This window comes from Pseudomonas sp. 01L34, assembly GCF_056400265.1.
Genome location: NZ_JBFTSX010000002.1, coordinates 479,297 through 495,509, shown reverse-complemented (window position 1 = coordinate 495,509; position 16,213 = coordinate 479,297). Strand labels below are relative to the sequence as shown.

Here is a 16,213-nt window from a genome sequence, read left to right as displayed (position 1 = left end):
GGAGAACAACAAAAAATGAGCAAACCCCTGCGTTTCGCCTTGAACCGTATGGTCGCCCCACGTTTGTCCCTGCCGGCGTTCATCGAGTTGGCGGTGACCCTCAAGGCCGACGCCATCGAGATTCGCAACGACCTCAAAGGCGTCGAGATCGAGGATGGCACCGCACCCGAACACGTCCGTGAGCTGTGCGCGGCCAAAGGCATCACTGTGCTGTCGATCAACGCGCTGTATCCGTTCGATGTCTGGAATGACGAGCGCCGCGCACACGCCCTGAAGCTTGCCGCTTATGCCCGTGACTGTGGCGCACGGGGCTTGGTGATGTGCCCATTGAACGACCGCGCCGATCCACGAACCGAAGCGCAGCGTGCGTCCGGCCTGCGCACGGCGTTGAGTGAACTGGCACCGATCCTGCGCGATCACGGCATTCTCGGCTTCATCGAACCGCTGGGTTTCGAAGAATGCTCGCTGCGGCGCAAACGCACGGCAGTCGATGCGATCAAGGCCATCGGAGGGCTGGATGTGTTTCGTCTGGTGCATGACACCTTCCACCATCACCTGGCCAGCGAGCATGAATTCTTCCCTGAACTGACCGGGTTGGTGCACATCTCCGGCGTCGAAGATGCCGAGGCGCCACTGGCGACCATTCGTGACGGCCATCGGGTGCTGGTGGGCGAGGGCGACATCCTCGGCAATGCGGCGCAGATCGACACCTTGCTCAGTAGCGGCTATAGCGGCTACCTGTCGTTCGAACCGTTTGCCGACAGCGTCCATGACCTGGCGGATATCCAGACGGCGATCGGCGCGAGTATGGATCACCTGCAGAAATCCCTGAGCTGACATCGGATTTGCATACGGAAAAGGTGCAAGCATGACCACAACAAGACTGACCATGGCCCAGGCCCTGGTGAAATTCCTCGATAACCAGTACATCGAGGTCGATGGGGTCCAGAGCAAATTCGTCGCCGGGATCTTTACCATTTTTGGCCACGGCAATGTGCTGGGTCTGGGGCAAGCCCTGGAACAGGACAGCGGCGACCTGATCGTCCATCAGGGCCGCAACGAGCAAGGCATGGCCCACGCGGCCATTGGTTTTGCCAAGCAACACCTGCGGCGCAAGATCTACGCCTGCTCTTCATCGGTGGGCCCGGGCGCGGCGAACATGCTGACTGCTGCCGCGACGGCCACCGCCAACCGTATTCCCTTGCTGCTGTTGCCCGGCGACGTCTACGCCTGCCGCCAACCAGACCCGGTGTTGCAACAGATCGAGCAGTTCCACGACCTGAGCATCAGCACCAACGATGCGTTCAAGGCCGTGAGCAAATACTGGGACCGGATCAACCGTCCCGAGCAACTGATGACTGCGGCGATCCACGCCATGCGCGTGCTCACCGACCCCGCCGAAACCGGCGCCGTGACCCTGGCCTTGCCGCAAGATGTGCAGGCCGAGGCGTACGACTATCCCGATTACTTCCTGCAAAAACGCGTGCATCGCATCGAGCGCCGTCCGGCCACCGAAGCGATGCTTGGCGATGCCGTGGCGTTGTTCAACGGCAAGCGCAAACCGCTGATCATCTGCGGCGGTGGGGTCAAGTATTCCGGTGCCAATGCAGCGTTGCAGGCCTTTGCCGAGCGCTTCGATATTCCTTTCGCCGAAACCCAGGCCGGCAAGAGCGCGGTGGTGTCGAGCCATCCGCTGAACGTCGGCGGGATCGGCGAAACCGGTTGCCTGGCGGCGAACCTGTTGGCCAGGGACGCAGATTTGATCATCGGCATCGGCACCCGCTACAGCGATTTCACCACCGCGTCGAAATCCTTGTTCAAACACCCGGACGTGCAATTTCTCAACCTCAACATCAGCCCTTGCGACGCCCTGAAACTCGATGGCGTGCAACTGCTGGCGGACGCCAGAACCGGCTTGAACGCCTTGGCCGCTGTGTTGGGCGACTATCGCTCCGGCTGGGGCGATCAACCCCGACAGGCCCGGGCGCAGCTGGACGAGGAAGTCGACCGCATCTATCAGGTCGAGTACCAGACGCAAAACTTCGTGCCGGAAATCAACGACCACCTGGACCCGGCGGTGCTGCGCGAATTCATCGAGCTGACCGGTTCCTGCCTGACCCAGAGCCGGGTGCTCGGTGTGCTCAATGAAACCCTGGCCGATGACGCGGTGATCGTCGCCGCCGCCGGCAGCCTGCCCGGCGACTTGCAGCGCAGTTGGCGCAGCAAGGGTGTGAACACCTACCACGTCGAGTACGGTTATTCGTGCATGGGTTACGAGGTGAACGCGGCACTGGGGGTGAAGCTCGCCGAGCCTGAGCGCGAGGTCTATGCGCTGGTGGGCGACGGCTCCTACATGATGCTGCACTCGGAGCTGGCAACCTCGATCCAGGAGCGCCGCAAGATCAACGTGGTGTTGCTGGACAACATGACCTTCGGCTGCATCAACAACCTGCAAATGGAACACGGCATGGACAGCTTCGGCACCGAGTTCCGTTTCCGCAATCCTGAAACCGGCAAGCTCGATGGCGGTTTCGTGCCGGTGGATTTCGCCATGAGCGCGGCGGCTTACGGCTGCAAGACCTACAAGGTGAACACGGTTGAAGATCTGCGAGCCGCGTTGGCGGATGCGCGGTTGCAGACGGTGTCGACGCTGATCGACATCAAGGTCCTGCCCAAAACCATGATTCACAAATACCTGTCGTGGTGGCGGGTCGGCGTGGCGCAAGTCTCCACCAGCGCGCGCACTGACGCAGTGGCCAAGACCCTCAACGAACGATTGGCCAAGGCCCGTCAATACTGATTGCCCTGAAACGAACAACAGGAGTGTTTATATGTCTTCGCTTTCCAATTCGTTGCGTATCGGCGTCATCGGCACCGGGGCCATCGGCCAGGACCATATCCGTCGTTGCAGCCAGACCTTGCTCAACAGTCAGGTTGTCGCGGTCACCGACATCAATTTGCAGCAAGCGGCCAAGGTCGTCTCCGATCTGAAGCTGACCGCCGAGGTCTATCCCGATGGCCACGCGTTGATCAAGGCACCGGACGTCGACGCAATCCTCGTCACCTCCTGGGGCCCGAGCCACGAAGAGTTCGTGCTGGCGGCCATTGCGGCGGGCAAACCGGTGTTCTGCGAGAAACCGCTGGCGGTCACCGCCGAAGGCTGCCGCAAGATCGTCGAGGCCGAAGTGGCCCACGGCAAGCGACTGGTGCAGGTTGGTTTCATGCGCCCGTACGATGAAGGTTATCGGGCATTGAAATCGGTGATCGACAGTGGCCAGATCGGCGAGCCGCTGATGCTGCACTGCGCACACCGCAATCCGACCGTAGGTGAAAACTACAAGACCGACATGGCGATCACCGACACGCTGATCCATGAGCTGGACGTGTTGCGCTGGTTGCTCGACGACGATTATGTGTCGGTGCAAGTGGTGTTCCCGCGCAAGACCAGTAAGGCCCACGCCCATTTGAAAGACCCGCAGATCGTGTTGCTGGAAACCGCCAAGGGCACGCGCATCGACGTGGAAGTGTTCGTCAACTGTCAGTACGGCTACGACATCCAGTGCGAAGTGGTAGGGGAAACGGGCATCGCCAAACTGCCGGAGCCGTCGCAGGTTCAACTGCGCAGCGGAGCGAAACTGTCCAATGCGATTCTGATGGACTGGAAGGATCGGTTCATCGCCGCGTACGACGTCGAGTTGCAGGCGTTCATCGATGGCGTGCGCGCCGGGCAGGTCGGTGGGCCATCGGCGTGGGACGGTTTCGCCGCCGCCGTCGCTGCGGATGCTTGCATCGAGGCGCAGAACAGCGGCCAGATCGTCAAAGTCGCACTCCCTGATCGCCCACGCTTCTACGGTTAACCACTGACCCCTGTAGGAGCGAGGCTTGCCCGCGAAGACGTCGACACATTCAACATTGATGTCGGCTGAAGGTCCGTCTTCGCGGGCAAGCCTCGCTCTTACAGGGGATGGTGTCGATTTCTGGTTAAGGAGAACAAAAAAACATGCGCATCGCACTAGACCCCTACATGTACCGCAACCTGTCCCTGGGCAAGATGGTCGACAAGGTCGCCGAGCTCGGTTACGAACACATCGAGCTGTCGCCCCGAGAAGATTTCCTGCCGTTCTATAAAGCCCCGCGAGTCGACAAGGCGCGGATCAAGGAATTTCGCAAAGCCCTGAGCGACACCGGGGTCAAACTCTCTTCTTTATTACCCATGTACCACTGGGCCGCCGCCGATGAAGGTTTGCGCGTGGCCGCCGTGCGCAACTGGAAGCGGGCGATCCAGATTGCCGTGGAGATGGACTGCGAACTGGTCAACACCGAGTTCACCGGCCAGTCGGACAACCCGTTGGTCTGCGAGAACCAGTTCATGCGTTCCATGGACGAACTGATCCCCGAGTTCGAACGCGAAGGCATCAAGCTCGATATCCAGGCCCATCCTTATGATTTCTGCGAGCGCAACAACGAGTCGGTGGACATCATTCGCGGTCTGGACCGCGACTGGATCAACTACCTCTACGCCGCGCCGCACACGTTTTTCTATGACGATGGCGTGGGTGACATCGCCTCGATGCTCAAGTACGCCGGCTCGAAGCTGAGTCACTTGATCATCGCCGACACCTACAACCACAAGGCTTCTTCGGGCTTGCGCTATATCGTCAACCCGCCGGGCGTCACCGCCACAGTGCACCAGCACCTGGACATCGGCCAGGGCGAGGTCGACTGGGAAGCGTTTTTCGGCACCTTGCGCGAGATCAAGTTCGATGGCATCGCCACCGTCTCGGTATTCGCCTGGGAAGACCGGCCGGACGAGTCCAACCGAATGATGCTCGAACGCGTGACCCGCGAACTCTGCCAATAACCGCGGCATACACAAGCCCGCTCCCACAGGGGCCGCGTTCTATAAGGAGAATACTTTCATGCGTATCGGACTTGTCGGTTACGGCCATGGCGGCCGGTTTTTCCATGCGCCGCTGATCAGCAGTTTGCCGGCGGCGACGTTTGTGGGCGTGGTCACCCGTTCCGCCGAGCGCCGACAACTGCTGGCCACGGAACATCCCGGTGTGCCGGCCTTCGACAGCATTGGCCAACTGGTCGAAGCCGGGATTGATGTGCTGGTGGTATCCACGCCGCTCAAAGGTCGTCCGGCGTTGGTGCTCGACGCCATCGAACACGGGGTGGCGGTGGTCAGCGACAAGCCGTTCGCCGCCGATACGCAACAGGCGCAAACCCTGATCACCATGGCCGAGCGTCAGGGCGTGCATTTGAGCGTCTACCAGAACCGGCGCTGGGATTCGGATTTCCTCACCGTACGCAAACTCATCGGGTCTGGTGCCCTGGGCCAGGTCACCCGTTTCGAGTCGCGGATCGAACGCTACTCGCCACAGTCGGTGAACAACGGCAGCGGCGGTGGTTTCCTGCGTGATCTGGGCAGCCATCTGGTGGATCAGGCGTTGCTGTTGTTCGGCCCCGTCACCCGGGTTTACGCCGAACTGGATTACCTCGAAAAAGGCCAGACCTTCGACAACGGCTTCTTTATGTCCCTGACCCATGCCAGTGGCGTGATCTCGCACCTGAGTGGCAGTTGCCTGCAAAACACCCCGGGCCCGCGTTTTCGCGTGACCGGCACCCAGGGCTGCTACAGCGTCGACGGTCTGGACGGGCAAGAGGCGTCGGCCCTGGCCGGGCTCACGCCCAAATCCGAGGGCGAGCGCTGGGGCGTCGAAGAGCATCGTCGCTGGGGCTGGTTCGAGCAGGGCGAGGTGCGCGAGCGGGTGCCGTCCGAGCGAGGCTGCTGGAACCAGTTCTATTTGCAGCTACAAACCGCGTTACAGAGCGGTGGCCCACTGCCGGTCGAGGCCCGTGATGCACTGGCGACCACCCGCGTGCTAGACGCTGCGCGGCTCAGTTTCGAGCGCCATCAAGTGGTGGCGTTGAGCGCATTTGAAAGCCATGGAACAAAATCAGAATAAAATTCTAAAATGAGTTGATATAGAAATTATTTTCCAATAAAGTCGTTTCCAGGTTGCCGACTATCAACGTCCGATCACGCTCAAGCAGGCTTTGAACGAGTGAAGGACGCACCAAAAACAAGAAACAAAGCCAGGTACCGTCGATGAAAACCTTCAACTCTGCTCTGCATGCTTTACGTTCCGCGCTGCACCTCTCTCGCGACCTGCCTCGCGTCTCGTTTCATTCCGTCTCTCGCTTGCTTTGCGTCGAACGCAAGGGCGCCCTGGTCTGCTGCATTCCGGGAGCGCCGATAGTCCGCTTGCCCGCTTACTGAAATCGTCACGCCTTATCCATAAAACCAACAAGAATGTGGAGAAAGACCTTTCATGAAGACCAAGATCCGTTTCGCCTCGCTCGCCTTGTCCCTGATGCTCGCCAGCGGTGCCGCACTCGCGGACATGAAGATCGGCGTCAGCATGGCCCAGTTCGATGACACCTGGCTGACCTACCTGCGCGAATCCATGGACACCAAAGCCAAGTCCTATCCCGATGGCGTCAAGCTGCAGTTCGAAGATGCGCGCAGCGACGTGGTCAGGCAGTTGAGCCAGGTAGAAAGCTTCATCAGCCAGAAGGTCGACGCCATTGTGGTCAACCCGGTGGATACCGCCGCCACCAAGAAAATTACCGAAGCGGCGGTCAAGGCCGGCATTCCGCTGGTGTACGTCAATCGTCGTCCCGACGACCTGAACCTGCCCAAAGGCGTGGTCACTGTCGCCTCCAACGATCTGGAGGCCGGTCAGATGCAGATGCAGTACCTGGCGGAAAAAATGGGCGGCAAGGGCGACATCGTGATTCTGCTCGGTGATTTGGCCAACAACTCCACCACCAACCGTACCAAGGGCGTAAAAGAGGTGCTGGCCAAGTACCCGAACATCAAGATCGAGCAAGAGCAGAGCGGCATCTGGTCGCGGGACAAGGGCATGACCCTGGTCAACGACTGGCTGACCCAGGGCCGCAAGTTCGACGCGGTCGTCTCCAACAACGACGAGATGGCGATTGGCGCGGCAATGGCCCTGCAACAGGCGGGTGTCGCCAAAGGCAGTGTGCTGATCGCCGGTGTTGATGGTACGCCCGACGGTTTGAACGCGGTGAAGAAGGGCTCTCTGCTGGTTTCGGTGTTCCAGGACGCCAAGGGGCAGGCTGATGGTTCGGTCGACACGGCGGTGAAAATGGCCAGGAACGAACCGGTGGAGCAGGCCGTGTGGGTGCCGTATCGCTTGATCACTTTGCAAAACGTTGACCAGTTCAAATAGTCCGTCCGTTCGATAACAACAATAAGCACGCAAGGTTGCGACGCGACCTTGCTGATGGAGTACCTGATCATGTTCGCTTCAGCGACTGCTTCGAGCACCCCGTTGGTGGGTATCCAGCCAACCGCAACACCTGTCGATGAGCCGTACCTGCTGGAGATCATCAACGTCAGCAAGGGTTTTCCCGGTGTGGTGGCCTTGTCCGACGTACAGCTGCGGGTGCGTCCCGGTTCCGTGCTGGCGCTGATGGGCGAAAACGGTGCCGGCAAATCCACCCTGATGAAAATCATTGCCGGCATCTACCAGCCGGACGCTGGCGAGTTGCGCCTGCGGGGCAAGCCGGTGGTCTTCGAAACGCCACTGGCCGCGCTCCAGGCCGGGATTGCGATGATCCACCAGGAACTCAACCTGATGCCACACATGAGCATCGCCGAGAACATCTGGATCGGCCGCGAGCAGCTCAACGGCCTGCACATGATCGATCACCGCGAAATGCACCGCTGCACCGCCAAACTGCTGGAGCGGCTGCGGATCAATCTCGACCCGGAAGAGCAGGTGGGCAACCTGAGCATCGCCGAACGGCAGATGGTCGAGATCGCCAAGGCGGTGTCCTACGACTCCGACATCCTGATCATGGACGAACCGACTTCGGCTATCACCGATAAGGAAGTAGCCCACCTGTTCTCGATCATTGCCGACCTCAAGAGCCAGGGCAAAGGCATCATCTACATCACTCACAAAATGAACGAAGTGTTCAGCATCGCCGATGAAGTGGCGGTGTTCCGCGACGGCGCCTACATCGGCCTGCAACGGGCCGACAGCATGGACGGCGACAGCCTGATTTCGATGATGGTCGGTCGCGAACTGAGCCAGTTGTTCCCGGTGCGCGAGAAGCCGATCGGCGATCTGTTGCTGTCGGTACGCGATCTCAAGCTGGACGGCATTTTCAAGGATGTCTCCTTCGACCTGCATGCCGGGGAGATCCTGGGCATTGCCGGGTTGATGGGCTCGGGGCGGACCAATGTCGCCGAGGCGATTTTCGGCATCACTCCGAGTGACGGTGGCGAGATCCGGCTCGACGGCGAGGTGGTGCGCATCACTGATCCGCACATGGCCATCGAGAAGGGCTTCGCGTTGTTGACCGAAGATCGCAAGCTCAGCGGCCTGTTCCCGTGCCTGTCGGTGCTGGAAAACATGGAAATGGCGGTATTGCCCCATTACGTCGGCAACGGCTTCATCCAGCAGAAAGCCCTGCGCGCGTTGTGTGAAGACATGTGCAAGAAGCTGCGGGTGAAAACGCCGTCGCTGGAGCAGTGCATCGATACCTTGTCCGGCGGTAATCAGCAGAAGGCGTTGCTGGCGCGCTGGCTGATGACCAACCCGCGAATCCTGATTCTCGACGAGCCGACCCGGGGCATCGATGTCGGCGCCAAGGCCGAGATCTACCGGCTGATCTCGTACCTGGCCAGCGAAGGCATGGCGGTGATCATGATTTCCTCGGAACTGCCGGAAGTGTTGGGCATGAGCGACCGGGTCATGGTCATGCACGAGGGCGACCTGATGGGCACCCTCGACCGCAGCGAAGCGACCCAGGAACGAGTGATGCAACTGGCCTCGGGCATGTCCGCGGTTCACTAATGGATGCCGGCGGTGGCCATGGCCGCCGTCGATGACGCAATAGAAGGGTGAGTGGTTATGAACGCGATACTGGAAAACAAGCCTGCAATGGCACCGGTCAAGAGTCGTCGACGCTTCCCGACCGAGCTGAGTATCTTCCTGGTACTGATCGGCATCGGCCTGGTCTTCGAGCTGTTCGGCTGGATCGTGCGGGACCAGAGCTTCCTGATGAACTCTCAGCGCCTGGTGCTGATGATCCTGCAAGTGTCGATCATCGGCCTGCTGGCAATCGGGGTAACCCAGGTCATCATCACCACCGGTATCGACCTTTCCTCGGGTTCGGTGCTGGCGCTGTCGGCGATGATTGCCGCCAGCCTGGCCCAGACCTCGGACTTTGCCCGGGCGGTGTTTCCGTCCCTGACTGACTTGCCGGTGTGGATTCCAGTGATCACCGGGCTGGGGGTGGGATTGCTGGCGGGGGCGATCAACGGCAGCATCATTGCAATCACCGGGATTCCACCGTTCATTGCCACCCTCGGCATGATGGTCTCGGCGCGCGGTCTGGCGCGCTACTACACCGAAGGTCAGCCGGTGAGCATGCTCTCGGATTCCTACACGGCCATTGGGCATGGCGCGATGCCGGTGATCATCTTTCTGGTGGTGGCGGTGATCTTTCACATTGCCCTGCGCTACACCAAGTACGGTAAATACACCTACGCCATCGGCGGCAATATGCAGGCGGCGCGCACCTCCGGGATCAACGTCAAGCGGCATCTGGTGATTGTCTACAGCATCGCCGGGTTGCTTGCCGGCCTGGCCGGGGTGGTGGCGTCGGCACGGGCCGCGACGGGGCAGGCCGGGATGGGCATGTCTTATGAACTGGACGCGATTGCCGCGGCGGTCATCGGCGGCACCAGCCTGGCCGGTGGCGTTGGGCGCATCACTGGCACCGTAATCGGGGCATTGATTCTCGGGGTCATGGCCAGCGGCTTTACCTTTGTCGGTGTTGACGCTTATATTCAAGACATTATCAAGGGGCTGATTATTGTGGTGGCGGTGGTCATCGACCAGTACCGCAACAAGCGCAAACTCAAGCGCTAAACCCACACGAAAGACGAAACTGCGCCACGCCTGACCCGCGTGGCGCAGCCGTTTGTCTTCTATATACAGCCGCTGGACTGAATTTCTTGCTATAAACGCACTCCGATAAGCGCCTCAAAGCTCGCCATAGAGCACTTTCAGGGCTTTGTCGGACAGATTTGCTGTCTTTTCAGTTGCTGAGGCCTCAAGTCGGCCTTAGACTGCCGCCCCTCGTAAATTGAGTGCCGGGTGGCGCTTGGAATAAACGGCGCCGTTCCAATGACCGCACAAGGCTCAACGGAACGCTCCCTAATTCGCCTTAATGCACGTTTTTTTATAGAGATATCAATGACAAAGGACAAGTTGCTGGCCATGCCGGCGGATGACTACATGAATGCCGAGCAACATGCTTTTTTCTCTGAGCTGTTGCAGAACATGAAAGTCGAAACCCATGAGCGCATCGAACAGAATCGCATCGCCATCGAGAGCCTGGACACCCCGGCCGATCCGGCTGACGCAGCTTCTGTCGAAGAAGAGCGCACCTGGCTGGTGAACGCGATCGATCGCGACCAGCGCATGCTGCCTCAGTTGGAACAGGCCCTGGAACGCATCAAGGAAGACAGCTTCGGCTGGTGCGATGACAGCGGCGAGCCAATTGGCCTCAAGCGCCTGCTGATCAGCCCGACCACCAAGTACTGCATCGAAGCTCAAGAACGTCACGAGCAGATCGACAAGCACCAGCGTCAGGCCTGATTCTGTGAGGCAGCCAGCTAATAACTGGCTGCCTTGAAAAGATCGCAGCCTTTGGCAGCTCCTACAGGTTTATGTGAACCCGTGCAGGAGCTGCCGAAGGCTGCGATCTTTGCTTTTCGACGTCTGCGAAAACACCCGTGCACTTCTATTGATCTGCTGCAACCCCCCACTACTAACGGACCATAGATAATGGCCTTGTGGTGGCGTTTAATGCGGATACAACAATTAGAAGATGCCTGGGGTGACAAACGATGATGCGAGACGGGTCTCTGGCTGGGGCAGTGCCCGCAGCCGTACTTTTGCCGAAAAACCAGTGGCTCACGCCGACTCTGCAAAGCATCGCCCTGATGCTCTTGCTGTGTGGCATGGCATTGGCTGGCTGGTCGCTTTACCTTGGCCTGCCATTGGCTGTGCTGATTATCTGGCTGCCGCGCCTGCGCTCGCGCACGCTGCCGCAGGCAACCCCGGCTGACAACGCCAGCGCCATCGCCGGTTTGACTCGCGATCTTTCCTACACCACCAGTCATAACGCCTTGTCGGCCGCCGGCGTGGCCTTTTCGGTCAAGCAACTGGCCGACAAGCTGCAATCGCAACTCGGCGCCGCAGCACAGATTGTCAGCAGCGCTGAAGTGATGATCGCCACCGAACAGGCTACCTCGACACTCAGCCGGGAAGCCTTGAGCGCGGCGAGCGAAGCCCATCAGAGCAGTGCGGCAGGGCGTACGGAACTGATCGAGTCCATCGCGCGCATGCATCAACTCAGTCAGCGTGCCAGCAACAGCCGCGAGTTGATCGAAGCCCTGAGCCTGCGCAGTGACGATATCCAGCGGGTCACGCTGGTGATCCAGTCCATCGCCAGCCAGACCAATCTGTTGGCGTTGAACGCAGCCATCGAAGCGGCGCGGGCCGGGGAACACGGTCGCGGGTTTGCGGTGGTGGCCGATGAGGTTCGTGGCCTGGCCGCGCGCACGGCGACGGCGACCGGCGAAGTCGGGGAGATGGTCGCTGACATTCAACAACGCACGGCGCAAGTTGTAGAGCAGATTCGTCAACTGGCCAGCGACCTCAATACTGGCGTTGCGCAGGTCGAGCACACGGGGCAGCACCTGGAAAACATCGCGCGCCTGGCCGCCGGTGTTGAAAGGCAGGTCGGGGAAATCGCTCTGGGCGCGGACACTAATCGCGAACAACTCGACAGCCTGTTCCACGCCATCGAACAAATGCGCAGCGACCTGGCGATCAGTGACCAGCAAACCCAGCGCCTGGCCCAGGCGGCGGTGCAAATGGAAGGGCAGGCCGAAACCATCAGCGAACGCCTTGCCGAAGTCGGGCTGGATGACTATCACCAGCGGATTTACGACCTGGCCCGCGAAGGGGCGAGTCAGATTGCCGCGCGTTTCGAGGCGGATATCGACCAGGGGCGGATCAGCCTCGACGACCTGTTTGATCGCAATTATCAGACGATCCCCAACACCAGCCCGACCAAATACCAGACCCGCTTCGACCGTTACACCGATCAGGTCTTGCCGGCGATTCAGGAACCGTTGCTGCCGCGTCACGAAGGCCTGGTATTCGCCATTGCCTGCACGCAGCAGGGGTATGTCCCGACCCACAACACGGTGTTCAGCCAGCCACTGACCGGCGACGTGCAGGTCGATACCCTGCAAAACCGCACCAAGCGCAAGTTCGCCGACCGCACCGGGATTCGCTGTGGCAGCCACCAGCAGGCCGTACTGTTGCAGACCTACACCCGCGACACCGGTGAACTGATGCACGACCTCTCGGTGCCGATCATGCTCAAGGGGCGCCACTGGGGTGGATTGCGGTTGGGCTACAAACCGGAAAAGCCTCGCTGATAGCCTGGCAATTGTTACCGCATATGCAACGAAGCTATGCAACGCCGTTGCTGTTTCCTCGAGGATGAACTCATTAACATGCCTGCATAGTTAGGTCGCTAATGAAATTCGAGAGGTCAGCATGCAAAGCAAAGTCGATGTCGCGGTCATGATCGGCAGCGGCGTGCCCGCCAGTTTGCGAGCGATGGGGCAGAGCGTCTGTTGGGTGGTGCTGCTCAACGGTGAGCGCCGGGGGACGGTGTTCTCCAGTCGTAATGAAGCCGAGGAGTGCAGGGCTGCCTGGTTGGCACAATTGAACGCCGAAATGCCCGACAGCCTGCATTGAGCCTCAGCTAGTGAATCTGGTGCATGCGCAGGTTCAGGTCGTCGACCACGTGCGCCCAATCGGCGTCTTCACGCAGTTGTTCCTTGAGGAAGCCGGCTTGTTGCGGAGTCCAGAACTCGGCATCGATGAGTTTCTTGTCATCGGGCAACGGTGAATGCAGGGCAATGAAATCGTCGATGGCCTTTTCGCTGGAGTCCAGGCCGAGCTGGTCGAACAAGCCTTTCAAGTCATGTGTGGGTGAATCCATCTTCATCTCCTTGCAGATAATCAATCGCCTCGGGCGTGAGGTCTGAGGTGCGGCTTCATTGCATCTGAGGGGGCCGCGCACCAGGGAGTTCGATAACGATGTTCAAAGCAGGGATGAGCATAGACTGCAAACCCGATGGTCAGCCCTTCAACGCACCGTCATCGACGGCAAGCTTCAGGGCTTTGGCGGACTCTTGGGCGGCAATCGTCGCGACTTCCGCGGTCTTGAACCAGCGATCCTTTTCGACCTGGTGATACGACACCGTGGTCAACGGTGGTTTGGCGCGCATGATAATGACTGCCTGGAATTCACCGTCGACCTCTCTGGCTTCGCCCCGGATAAAAAATTCACCGATATCAAATTCCGTCACGTAGCAGTCTTCCCTTTGAAATATTATGTTGTATTGAGCGCCGTCCACCCTGGAGACGGGTTTCATGGGGCGGGCAGTATGGCAGTAGTTGCCTGCCGGCGGCTGAGTTAAGTCGCCGGCGTGACGAAACGTCTATAAATGTGAATGCCGCAAGATGAGTCAGTTGCGAGACTCGAGCGAGCGGGCAAGGGCGCAGGCTTCGTTATGGTCGGCGCGGAAACCTCTGACACGTCCGGTGGATATTTCCCTGATGTGGAAAAAGGCGTTGCCGGCCAATACCACCTGAAAACGCGGGAGCAGATGCGCTTCAGGGAGGAAATCCTGCTGGCGGAGTACTATCGATTGCAGAAGTGACGAGCCGTTTGTGTGGTGTGTGTGAGGCTGGGCGAAGTGAGTCAGTGTGCACATATGAAGTCCTTTTCGTGGTTTTACCGACGTGCGTACGTTGTTTTGGGTAGTCTCGGTGAGCATGGCTGCTCTAGAATCGCTCTCACTGGTTGGCGATTGCTGCCCATCTAAAGCAATTTTTTACTGGCGATATGTCAGAAAAGTGCTTTTTTTAAAGAGATTTTTCCCTAAAGTTGGTGATCCGGTTTTTCTGGCCGTCAGAAGGGCGTTTTCCTTCAACCTCTGACGACCGCCAGGCAAGACGATGCGGGGGATGTTCCAGTAATCTTCCCAAACCTCGCGATGAATGAGCCCTCTGCTCGTTCCAGGATTACGACCCGGGTCATTTGGCTAAACCTCGGCATTGCCGCTTTTTTCTGCTGTGCGCGTTTCCTGCGTGCGGCATCATTTTCAGATGTGGGGATGTTTCCTTGGCAGTAAGTAATCTCGATATGCATGCTTTGTTCGTACTGGGTGATTTGCGCGCAAAGCTGGTTAAACAGTTTCAGTCACGTTTCGTCTACATCACCGAACAGAACGCTGAAGGCATTTACATTGCCGAGATCGACACCGAAGCCGCGCTGGTGGTAGACGACAAGCCCGGGCTGAAACTCAAGGTCGGCGATCATTTCAGCGCTTCCGTATTGCCCAGCCGCGAAGGCGGAAAACTGGATATCAAGTTCCGCGAAATCAAATTGACGGTGTACGGACTGGGGGATTACGCGTTCGTGACCACCGCAGACGGCCACGGCATTGTGTTCAAGGAAGGTCATAGCGTGGTGATGGTGTTTGCGGCCCACCAACAATTGCAGGAAGGCCTGACCAAGACACTGAAAGCCGTGACTGCCAAGGCCGCCAAGTGGCGCAAAGGCGAACTGGTGACCTTCAAGGCCAGCGAGTAATGACCCAGACCCGCGCCGATTTCCATGAACAGAACCAGGCCAGTGCACACGCCGAGGCCCAGCGCCTGTTGGCTGAAAAGGCCGTTCTGCAGGGAGCCTGGCTGAGTTGGGTAGCGTCACAGATTTATATGTTGCGCCCGGCGGCGTACGCCAGCATGGTCAGAAGAGAGCTTGCGCGCTTGCAGGAACCTTCCGAAAAATAATCCTCGCCCCTCGAAAGCAGAAACCTCTACTACAGTCAGTTGACTGAGTATTCAGAGGCTTGTGGTCTTCTTTGTCAGGCCATCCTGCTATTGCTGTGAACAGCACGAGGTGCAAGAGCATGAAGGGATTACGACGGTTACTGGCCGCTACCCTGGCCACGTTCGGCTTGTTGGTTTCACCCGTTCCGGTATTCGCTGCCCAGGCACCGATTCACTTTGCCGACCTGAATTGGGAAAGTGGCAGCCTGATCACCGAGATTCTGCGGATCATCGTCGAGCAGGGCTACGGCTTGCCGACCGATACCTTGCCCGGAACGACCATTACCCTGGAAACCGCCTTGGCCAACAATGACATTCAGGTCATTGGCGAAGAGTGGGCGGGCCGCAGTCCGGTCTGGGTCAAGGCTGAGGCCGAGGGCAAAGTCGCGAGCCTGGGCGATACGGTCAAGGGCGCCACCGAGGGCTGGTGGGTGCCGGAATACGTGATCAAGGGCGACCCGGCCAAGGGCATCAAGCCGCTGGCGCCGGGGCTGCGCAGTGTCAGTGATCTGCCGCGCTACAAGGATGTGTTCAAAGACCCGGAAACCCCGAGCAAGGGACGCTTCCTGAACAGCCCGATCGGCTGGACGTCGGAGGTGGTCAACAAGCAGAAGCTCAAGGCCTATGGGCTGAACGACAGCTACGTGAACTTTCGCAGTGGTTCGGGGGCGGCGCTGGACGCAGAGATCAGTTCGTCGATTCGTCGCGGCAAACCAGTCCTGTTCTATTACTGGTCACCGACGCCATTGCTCGGCCGTTTCAAGCTGATTCAACTGCAAGAGCCGCCATTCGACGCCGAAGCCTGGAAAACCCTGACCGAGGCCGACAACCCTAATCCGAAGCCGACTCGCTCACTGCCCTCGAAGCTGTCCATCGGTGTGTCCGCGCCGTTCCAGAAACAGTACCCACAGCTCACCGAGTTCTTCAGCAAGGTCGATTTACCGATCGAAGCGTTGAACAAGGCCCTGGCGGAGATGAGTGAAAAACACACTCCGCCACGTCAAGCGGCCGAGGCGTTCATGAAGGCGAACCCGCAGGTGTGGCAGGCCTGGGTGCCCAAGGATGTGGCGGATAAAGTCGCTGCCCAGCTGAAATAAACTGCTCGGGTGTACATAAAACCCGTAGAAGCCTGCGATCTTTTGATTTTGCCGTTGGAAGCAAAGTCAAAAGAT

17 protein-coding genes are annotated in these 16,213 nt (G+C 59.2%); 14 read left to right on the top strand and 3 right to left on the bottom strand.

Annotated features, from left to right (window positions below; all coding sequences use genetic code 11):
* Positions 1–15: 15 nt before the first annotated feature.
* From AC1DQM_RS06735 to AC1DQM_RS06685, 11 genes are all read left to right on the top strand, one after another.
* Positions 16–837, top strand: coding sequence for a TIM barrel protein (locus tag AC1DQM_RS06735; protein ID WP_086945492.1), 822 nt, complete (start codon positions 16–18; stop codon positions 835–837).
* Between the two features lie 31 nt (positions 838–868).
* Complete coding sequence (gene iolD / locus AC1DQM_RS06730) at positions 869–2,800, top strand: 3D-(3,5/4)-trihydroxycyclohexane-1,2-dione acylhydrolase (decyclizing) (RefSeq protein WP_138867229.1); 1,932 nt, start codon at positions 869–871, stop codon at positions 2,798–2,800.
* Positions 2,801–2,831: 31 nt separating this feature from the next.
* Complete coding sequence (gene iolG / locus AC1DQM_RS06725) at positions 2,832–3,857, top strand: bifunctional inositol 2-dehydrogenase/D-chiro-inositol 1-dehydrogenase (protein ID WP_018928028.1); 1,026 nt, start codon at positions 2,832–2,834, stop codon at positions 3,855–3,857.
* Between the two features lie 143 nt (positions 3,858–4,000).
* On the top strand, positions 4,001–4,861 hold the full coding sequence (locus AC1DQM_RS06720; RefSeq protein WP_007939382.1) for a sugar phosphate isomerase/epimerase family protein: 861 nt from the start codon (positions 4,001–4,003) through the stop codon (positions 4,859–4,861).
* Positions 4,862–4,919: 58 nt separating this feature from the next.
* Positions 4,920–5,972 carry a Gfo/Idh/MocA family protein gene (locus AC1DQM_RS06715; RefSeq protein ID WP_138867230.1) on the top strand — a complete coding sequence of 351 codons (1,053 nt, stop codon included), beginning with the start codon at positions 4,920–4,922 and terminating at the stop codon, positions 5,970–5,972.
* Positions 5,973–6,338: 366 nt separating this feature from the next.
* On the top strand, positions 6,339–7,265 hold the full coding sequence (locus AC1DQM_RS06710; protein ID WP_064617031.1) for a sugar ABC transporter substrate-binding protein: 927 nt from the start codon (positions 6,339–6,341) through the stop codon (positions 7,263–7,265).
* A 69-nt stretch (positions 7,266–7,334) separates the two neighbouring features.
* The gene (locus AC1DQM_RS06705; RefSeq protein ID WP_018928025.1) at positions 7,335–8,900 is read left to right on the top strand and encodes a sugar ABC transporter ATP-binding protein; all 1,566 of its coding nucleotides are present in this window, start codon (positions 7,335–7,337) and stop codon (positions 8,898–8,900) included.
* 57 nt (positions 8,901–8,957) lie between these two features.
* Positions 8,958–9,980 (top strand): ABC transporter permease, encoded by a 1,023-nt coding sequence (locus AC1DQM_RS06700; protein WP_018928024.1) that lies wholly within the window; start codon positions 8,958–8,960, stop codon positions 9,978–9,980.
* Between the two features lie 327 nt (positions 9,981–10,307).
* A complete protein-coding gene (locus AC1DQM_RS06695; RefSeq protein ID WP_007935965.1) occupies positions 10,308–10,712 on the top strand; it encodes a TraR/DksA family transcriptional regulator in 405 nt (134 codons plus the stop codon).
* A gap of 251 nt (positions 10,713–10,963) precedes the next feature.
* Positions 10,964–12,568, top strand: a complete 1,605-nt coding sequence (locus AC1DQM_RS06690; protein ID WP_064617033.1) for a methyl-accepting chemotaxis protein — start codon at positions 10,964–10,966, stop codon at positions 12,566–12,568.
* A 121-nt stretch (positions 12,569–12,689) separates the two neighbouring features.
* On the top strand, positions 12,690–12,893 hold the full coding sequence (locus AC1DQM_RS06685; protein WP_018928022.1) for a hypothetical protein: 204 nt from the start codon (positions 12,690–12,692) through the stop codon (positions 12,891–12,893).
* Positions 12,894–12,900: 7 nt separating this feature from the next.
* Here AC1DQM_RS06685 and AC1DQM_RS06680 read toward each other — a convergent pair whose 3' ends face one another.
* The 3 genes from AC1DQM_RS06680 to AC1DQM_RS06670 form a co-directional block, all read right to left on the bottom strand.
* Positions 12,901–13,140, bottom strand: coding sequence for a DUF2789 domain-containing protein (locus AC1DQM_RS06680; RefSeq protein WP_018928021.1), 240 nt, complete (start codon positions 13,138–13,140; stop codon positions 12,901–12,903).
* A gap of 139 nt (positions 13,141–13,279) precedes the next feature.
* Positions 13,280–13,510 carry a hypothetical protein gene (locus tag AC1DQM_RS06675; RefSeq protein WP_138867231.1) on the bottom strand — a complete coding sequence of 77 codons (231 nt, stop codon included), beginning with the start codon at positions 13,508–13,510 and terminating at the stop codon, positions 13,280–13,282.
* Between the two features lie 159 nt (positions 13,511–13,669).
* Positions 13,670–13,918: a hypothetical protein gene (locus AC1DQM_RS06670; RefSeq protein WP_081626538.1), complete on the bottom strand. Its 249-nt coding sequence runs from the start codon at positions 13,916–13,918 to the stop codon at positions 13,670–13,672.
* A 410-nt stretch (positions 13,919–14,328) separates the two neighbouring features.
* Between AC1DQM_RS06670 and AC1DQM_RS06665 the strand changes: the two genes are divergently transcribed.
* The 3 genes from AC1DQM_RS06665 to AC1DQM_RS06655 all read left to right on the top strand — a co-directional run bounded on the left by AC1DQM_RS06665 (position 14,329) and on the right by AC1DQM_RS06655 (position 16,138).
* Positions 14,329–14,799 carry a hypothetical protein gene (locus AC1DQM_RS06665; protein ID WP_026286571.1) on the top strand — a complete coding sequence of 157 codons (471 nt, stop codon included), beginning with the start codon at positions 14,329–14,331 and terminating at the stop codon, positions 14,797–14,799.
* The gene (locus AC1DQM_RS06660) at positions 14,799–15,002 is read left to right on the top strand and encodes a hypothetical protein (protein WP_007935975.1); all 204 of its coding nucleotides are present in this window, start codon (positions 14,799–14,801) and stop codon (positions 15,000–15,002) included. Before AC1DQM_RS06665 ends, AC1DQM_RS06660 begins: the two co-directional genes overlap by 1 nt.
* Positions 15,003–15,121: 119 nt before the next feature.
* The gene (locus AC1DQM_RS06655; protein ID WP_064617035.1) at positions 15,122–16,138 is read left to right on the top strand and encodes an ABC transporter substrate-binding protein; all 1,017 of its coding nucleotides are present in this window, start codon (positions 15,122–15,124) and stop codon (positions 16,136–16,138) included.
* The last annotated feature ends 75 nt before the right edge of the window (positions 16,139–16,213 follow it).

Excerpts from the sequence above, each read along its gene's own strand:
- AC1DQM_RS06735 (WP_086945492.1), top strand. The coding sequence starts at position 16 with ATGAGCAAACCCCTGCGTTTCGCCTTGAACCGTATGGTCGCCCCACGT.
- iolD (WP_138867229.1), top strand. The coding sequence starts at position 869 with ATGACCACAACAAGACTGACCATGGCCCAGGCCCTGGTGAAATTCCTC.
- iolG (WP_018928028.1), top strand. The coding sequence starts at position 2,832 with ATGTCTTCGCTTTCCAATTCGTTGCGTATCGGCGTCATCGGCACCGGG.
- AC1DQM_RS06720 (WP_007939382.1), top strand. The coding sequence starts at position 4,001 with ATGCGCATCGCACTAGACCCCTACATGTACCGCAACCTGTCCCTGGGC.
- AC1DQM_RS06715 (WP_138867230.1), top strand. The coding sequence starts at position 4,920 with ATGCGTATCGGACTTGTCGGTTACGGCCATGGCGGCCGGTTTTTCCAT.
- AC1DQM_RS06710 (WP_064617031.1), top strand. The coding sequence starts at position 6,339 with ATGAAGACCAAGATCCGTTTCGCCTCGCTCGCCTTGTCCCTGATGCTC.
- AC1DQM_RS06705 (WP_018928025.1), top strand. The coding sequence starts at position 7,335 with ATGTTCGCTTCAGCGACTGCTTCGAGCACCCCGTTGGTGGGTATCCAG.
- AC1DQM_RS06700 (WP_018928024.1), top strand. The coding sequence starts at position 8,958 with ATGAACGCGATACTGGAAAACAAGCCTGCAATGGCACCGGTCAAGAGT.
- AC1DQM_RS06695 (WP_007935965.1), top strand. The coding sequence starts at position 10,308 with ATGACAAAGGACAAGTTGCTGGCCATGCCGGCGGATGACTACATGAAT.
- AC1DQM_RS06690 (WP_064617033.1), top strand. The coding sequence starts at position 10,964 with ATGATGCGAGACGGGTCTCTGGCTGGGGCAGTGCCCGCAGCCGTACTT.
- AC1DQM_RS06685 (WP_018928022.1), top strand. The coding sequence starts at position 12,690 with ATGCAAAGCAAAGTCGATGTCGCGGTCATGATCGGCAGCGGCGTGCCC.
- AC1DQM_RS06680 (WP_018928021.1), bottom strand. The coding sequence starts at position 13,140 with ATGGATTCACCCACACATGACTTGAAAGGCTTGTTCGACCAGCTCGGC.
- AC1DQM_RS06670 (WP_081626538.1), bottom strand. The coding sequence starts at position 13,918 with ATGTGCACACTGACTCACTTCGCCCAGCCTCACACACACCACACAAAC.
- AC1DQM_RS06660 (WP_007935975.1), top strand. The coding sequence starts at position 14,799 with ATGACCCAGACCCGCGCCGATTTCCATGAACAGAACCAGGCCAGTGCA.
- AC1DQM_RS06655 (WP_064617035.1), top strand. The coding sequence starts at position 15,122 with ATGAAGGGATTACGACGGTTACTGGCCGCTACCCTGGCCACGTTCGGC.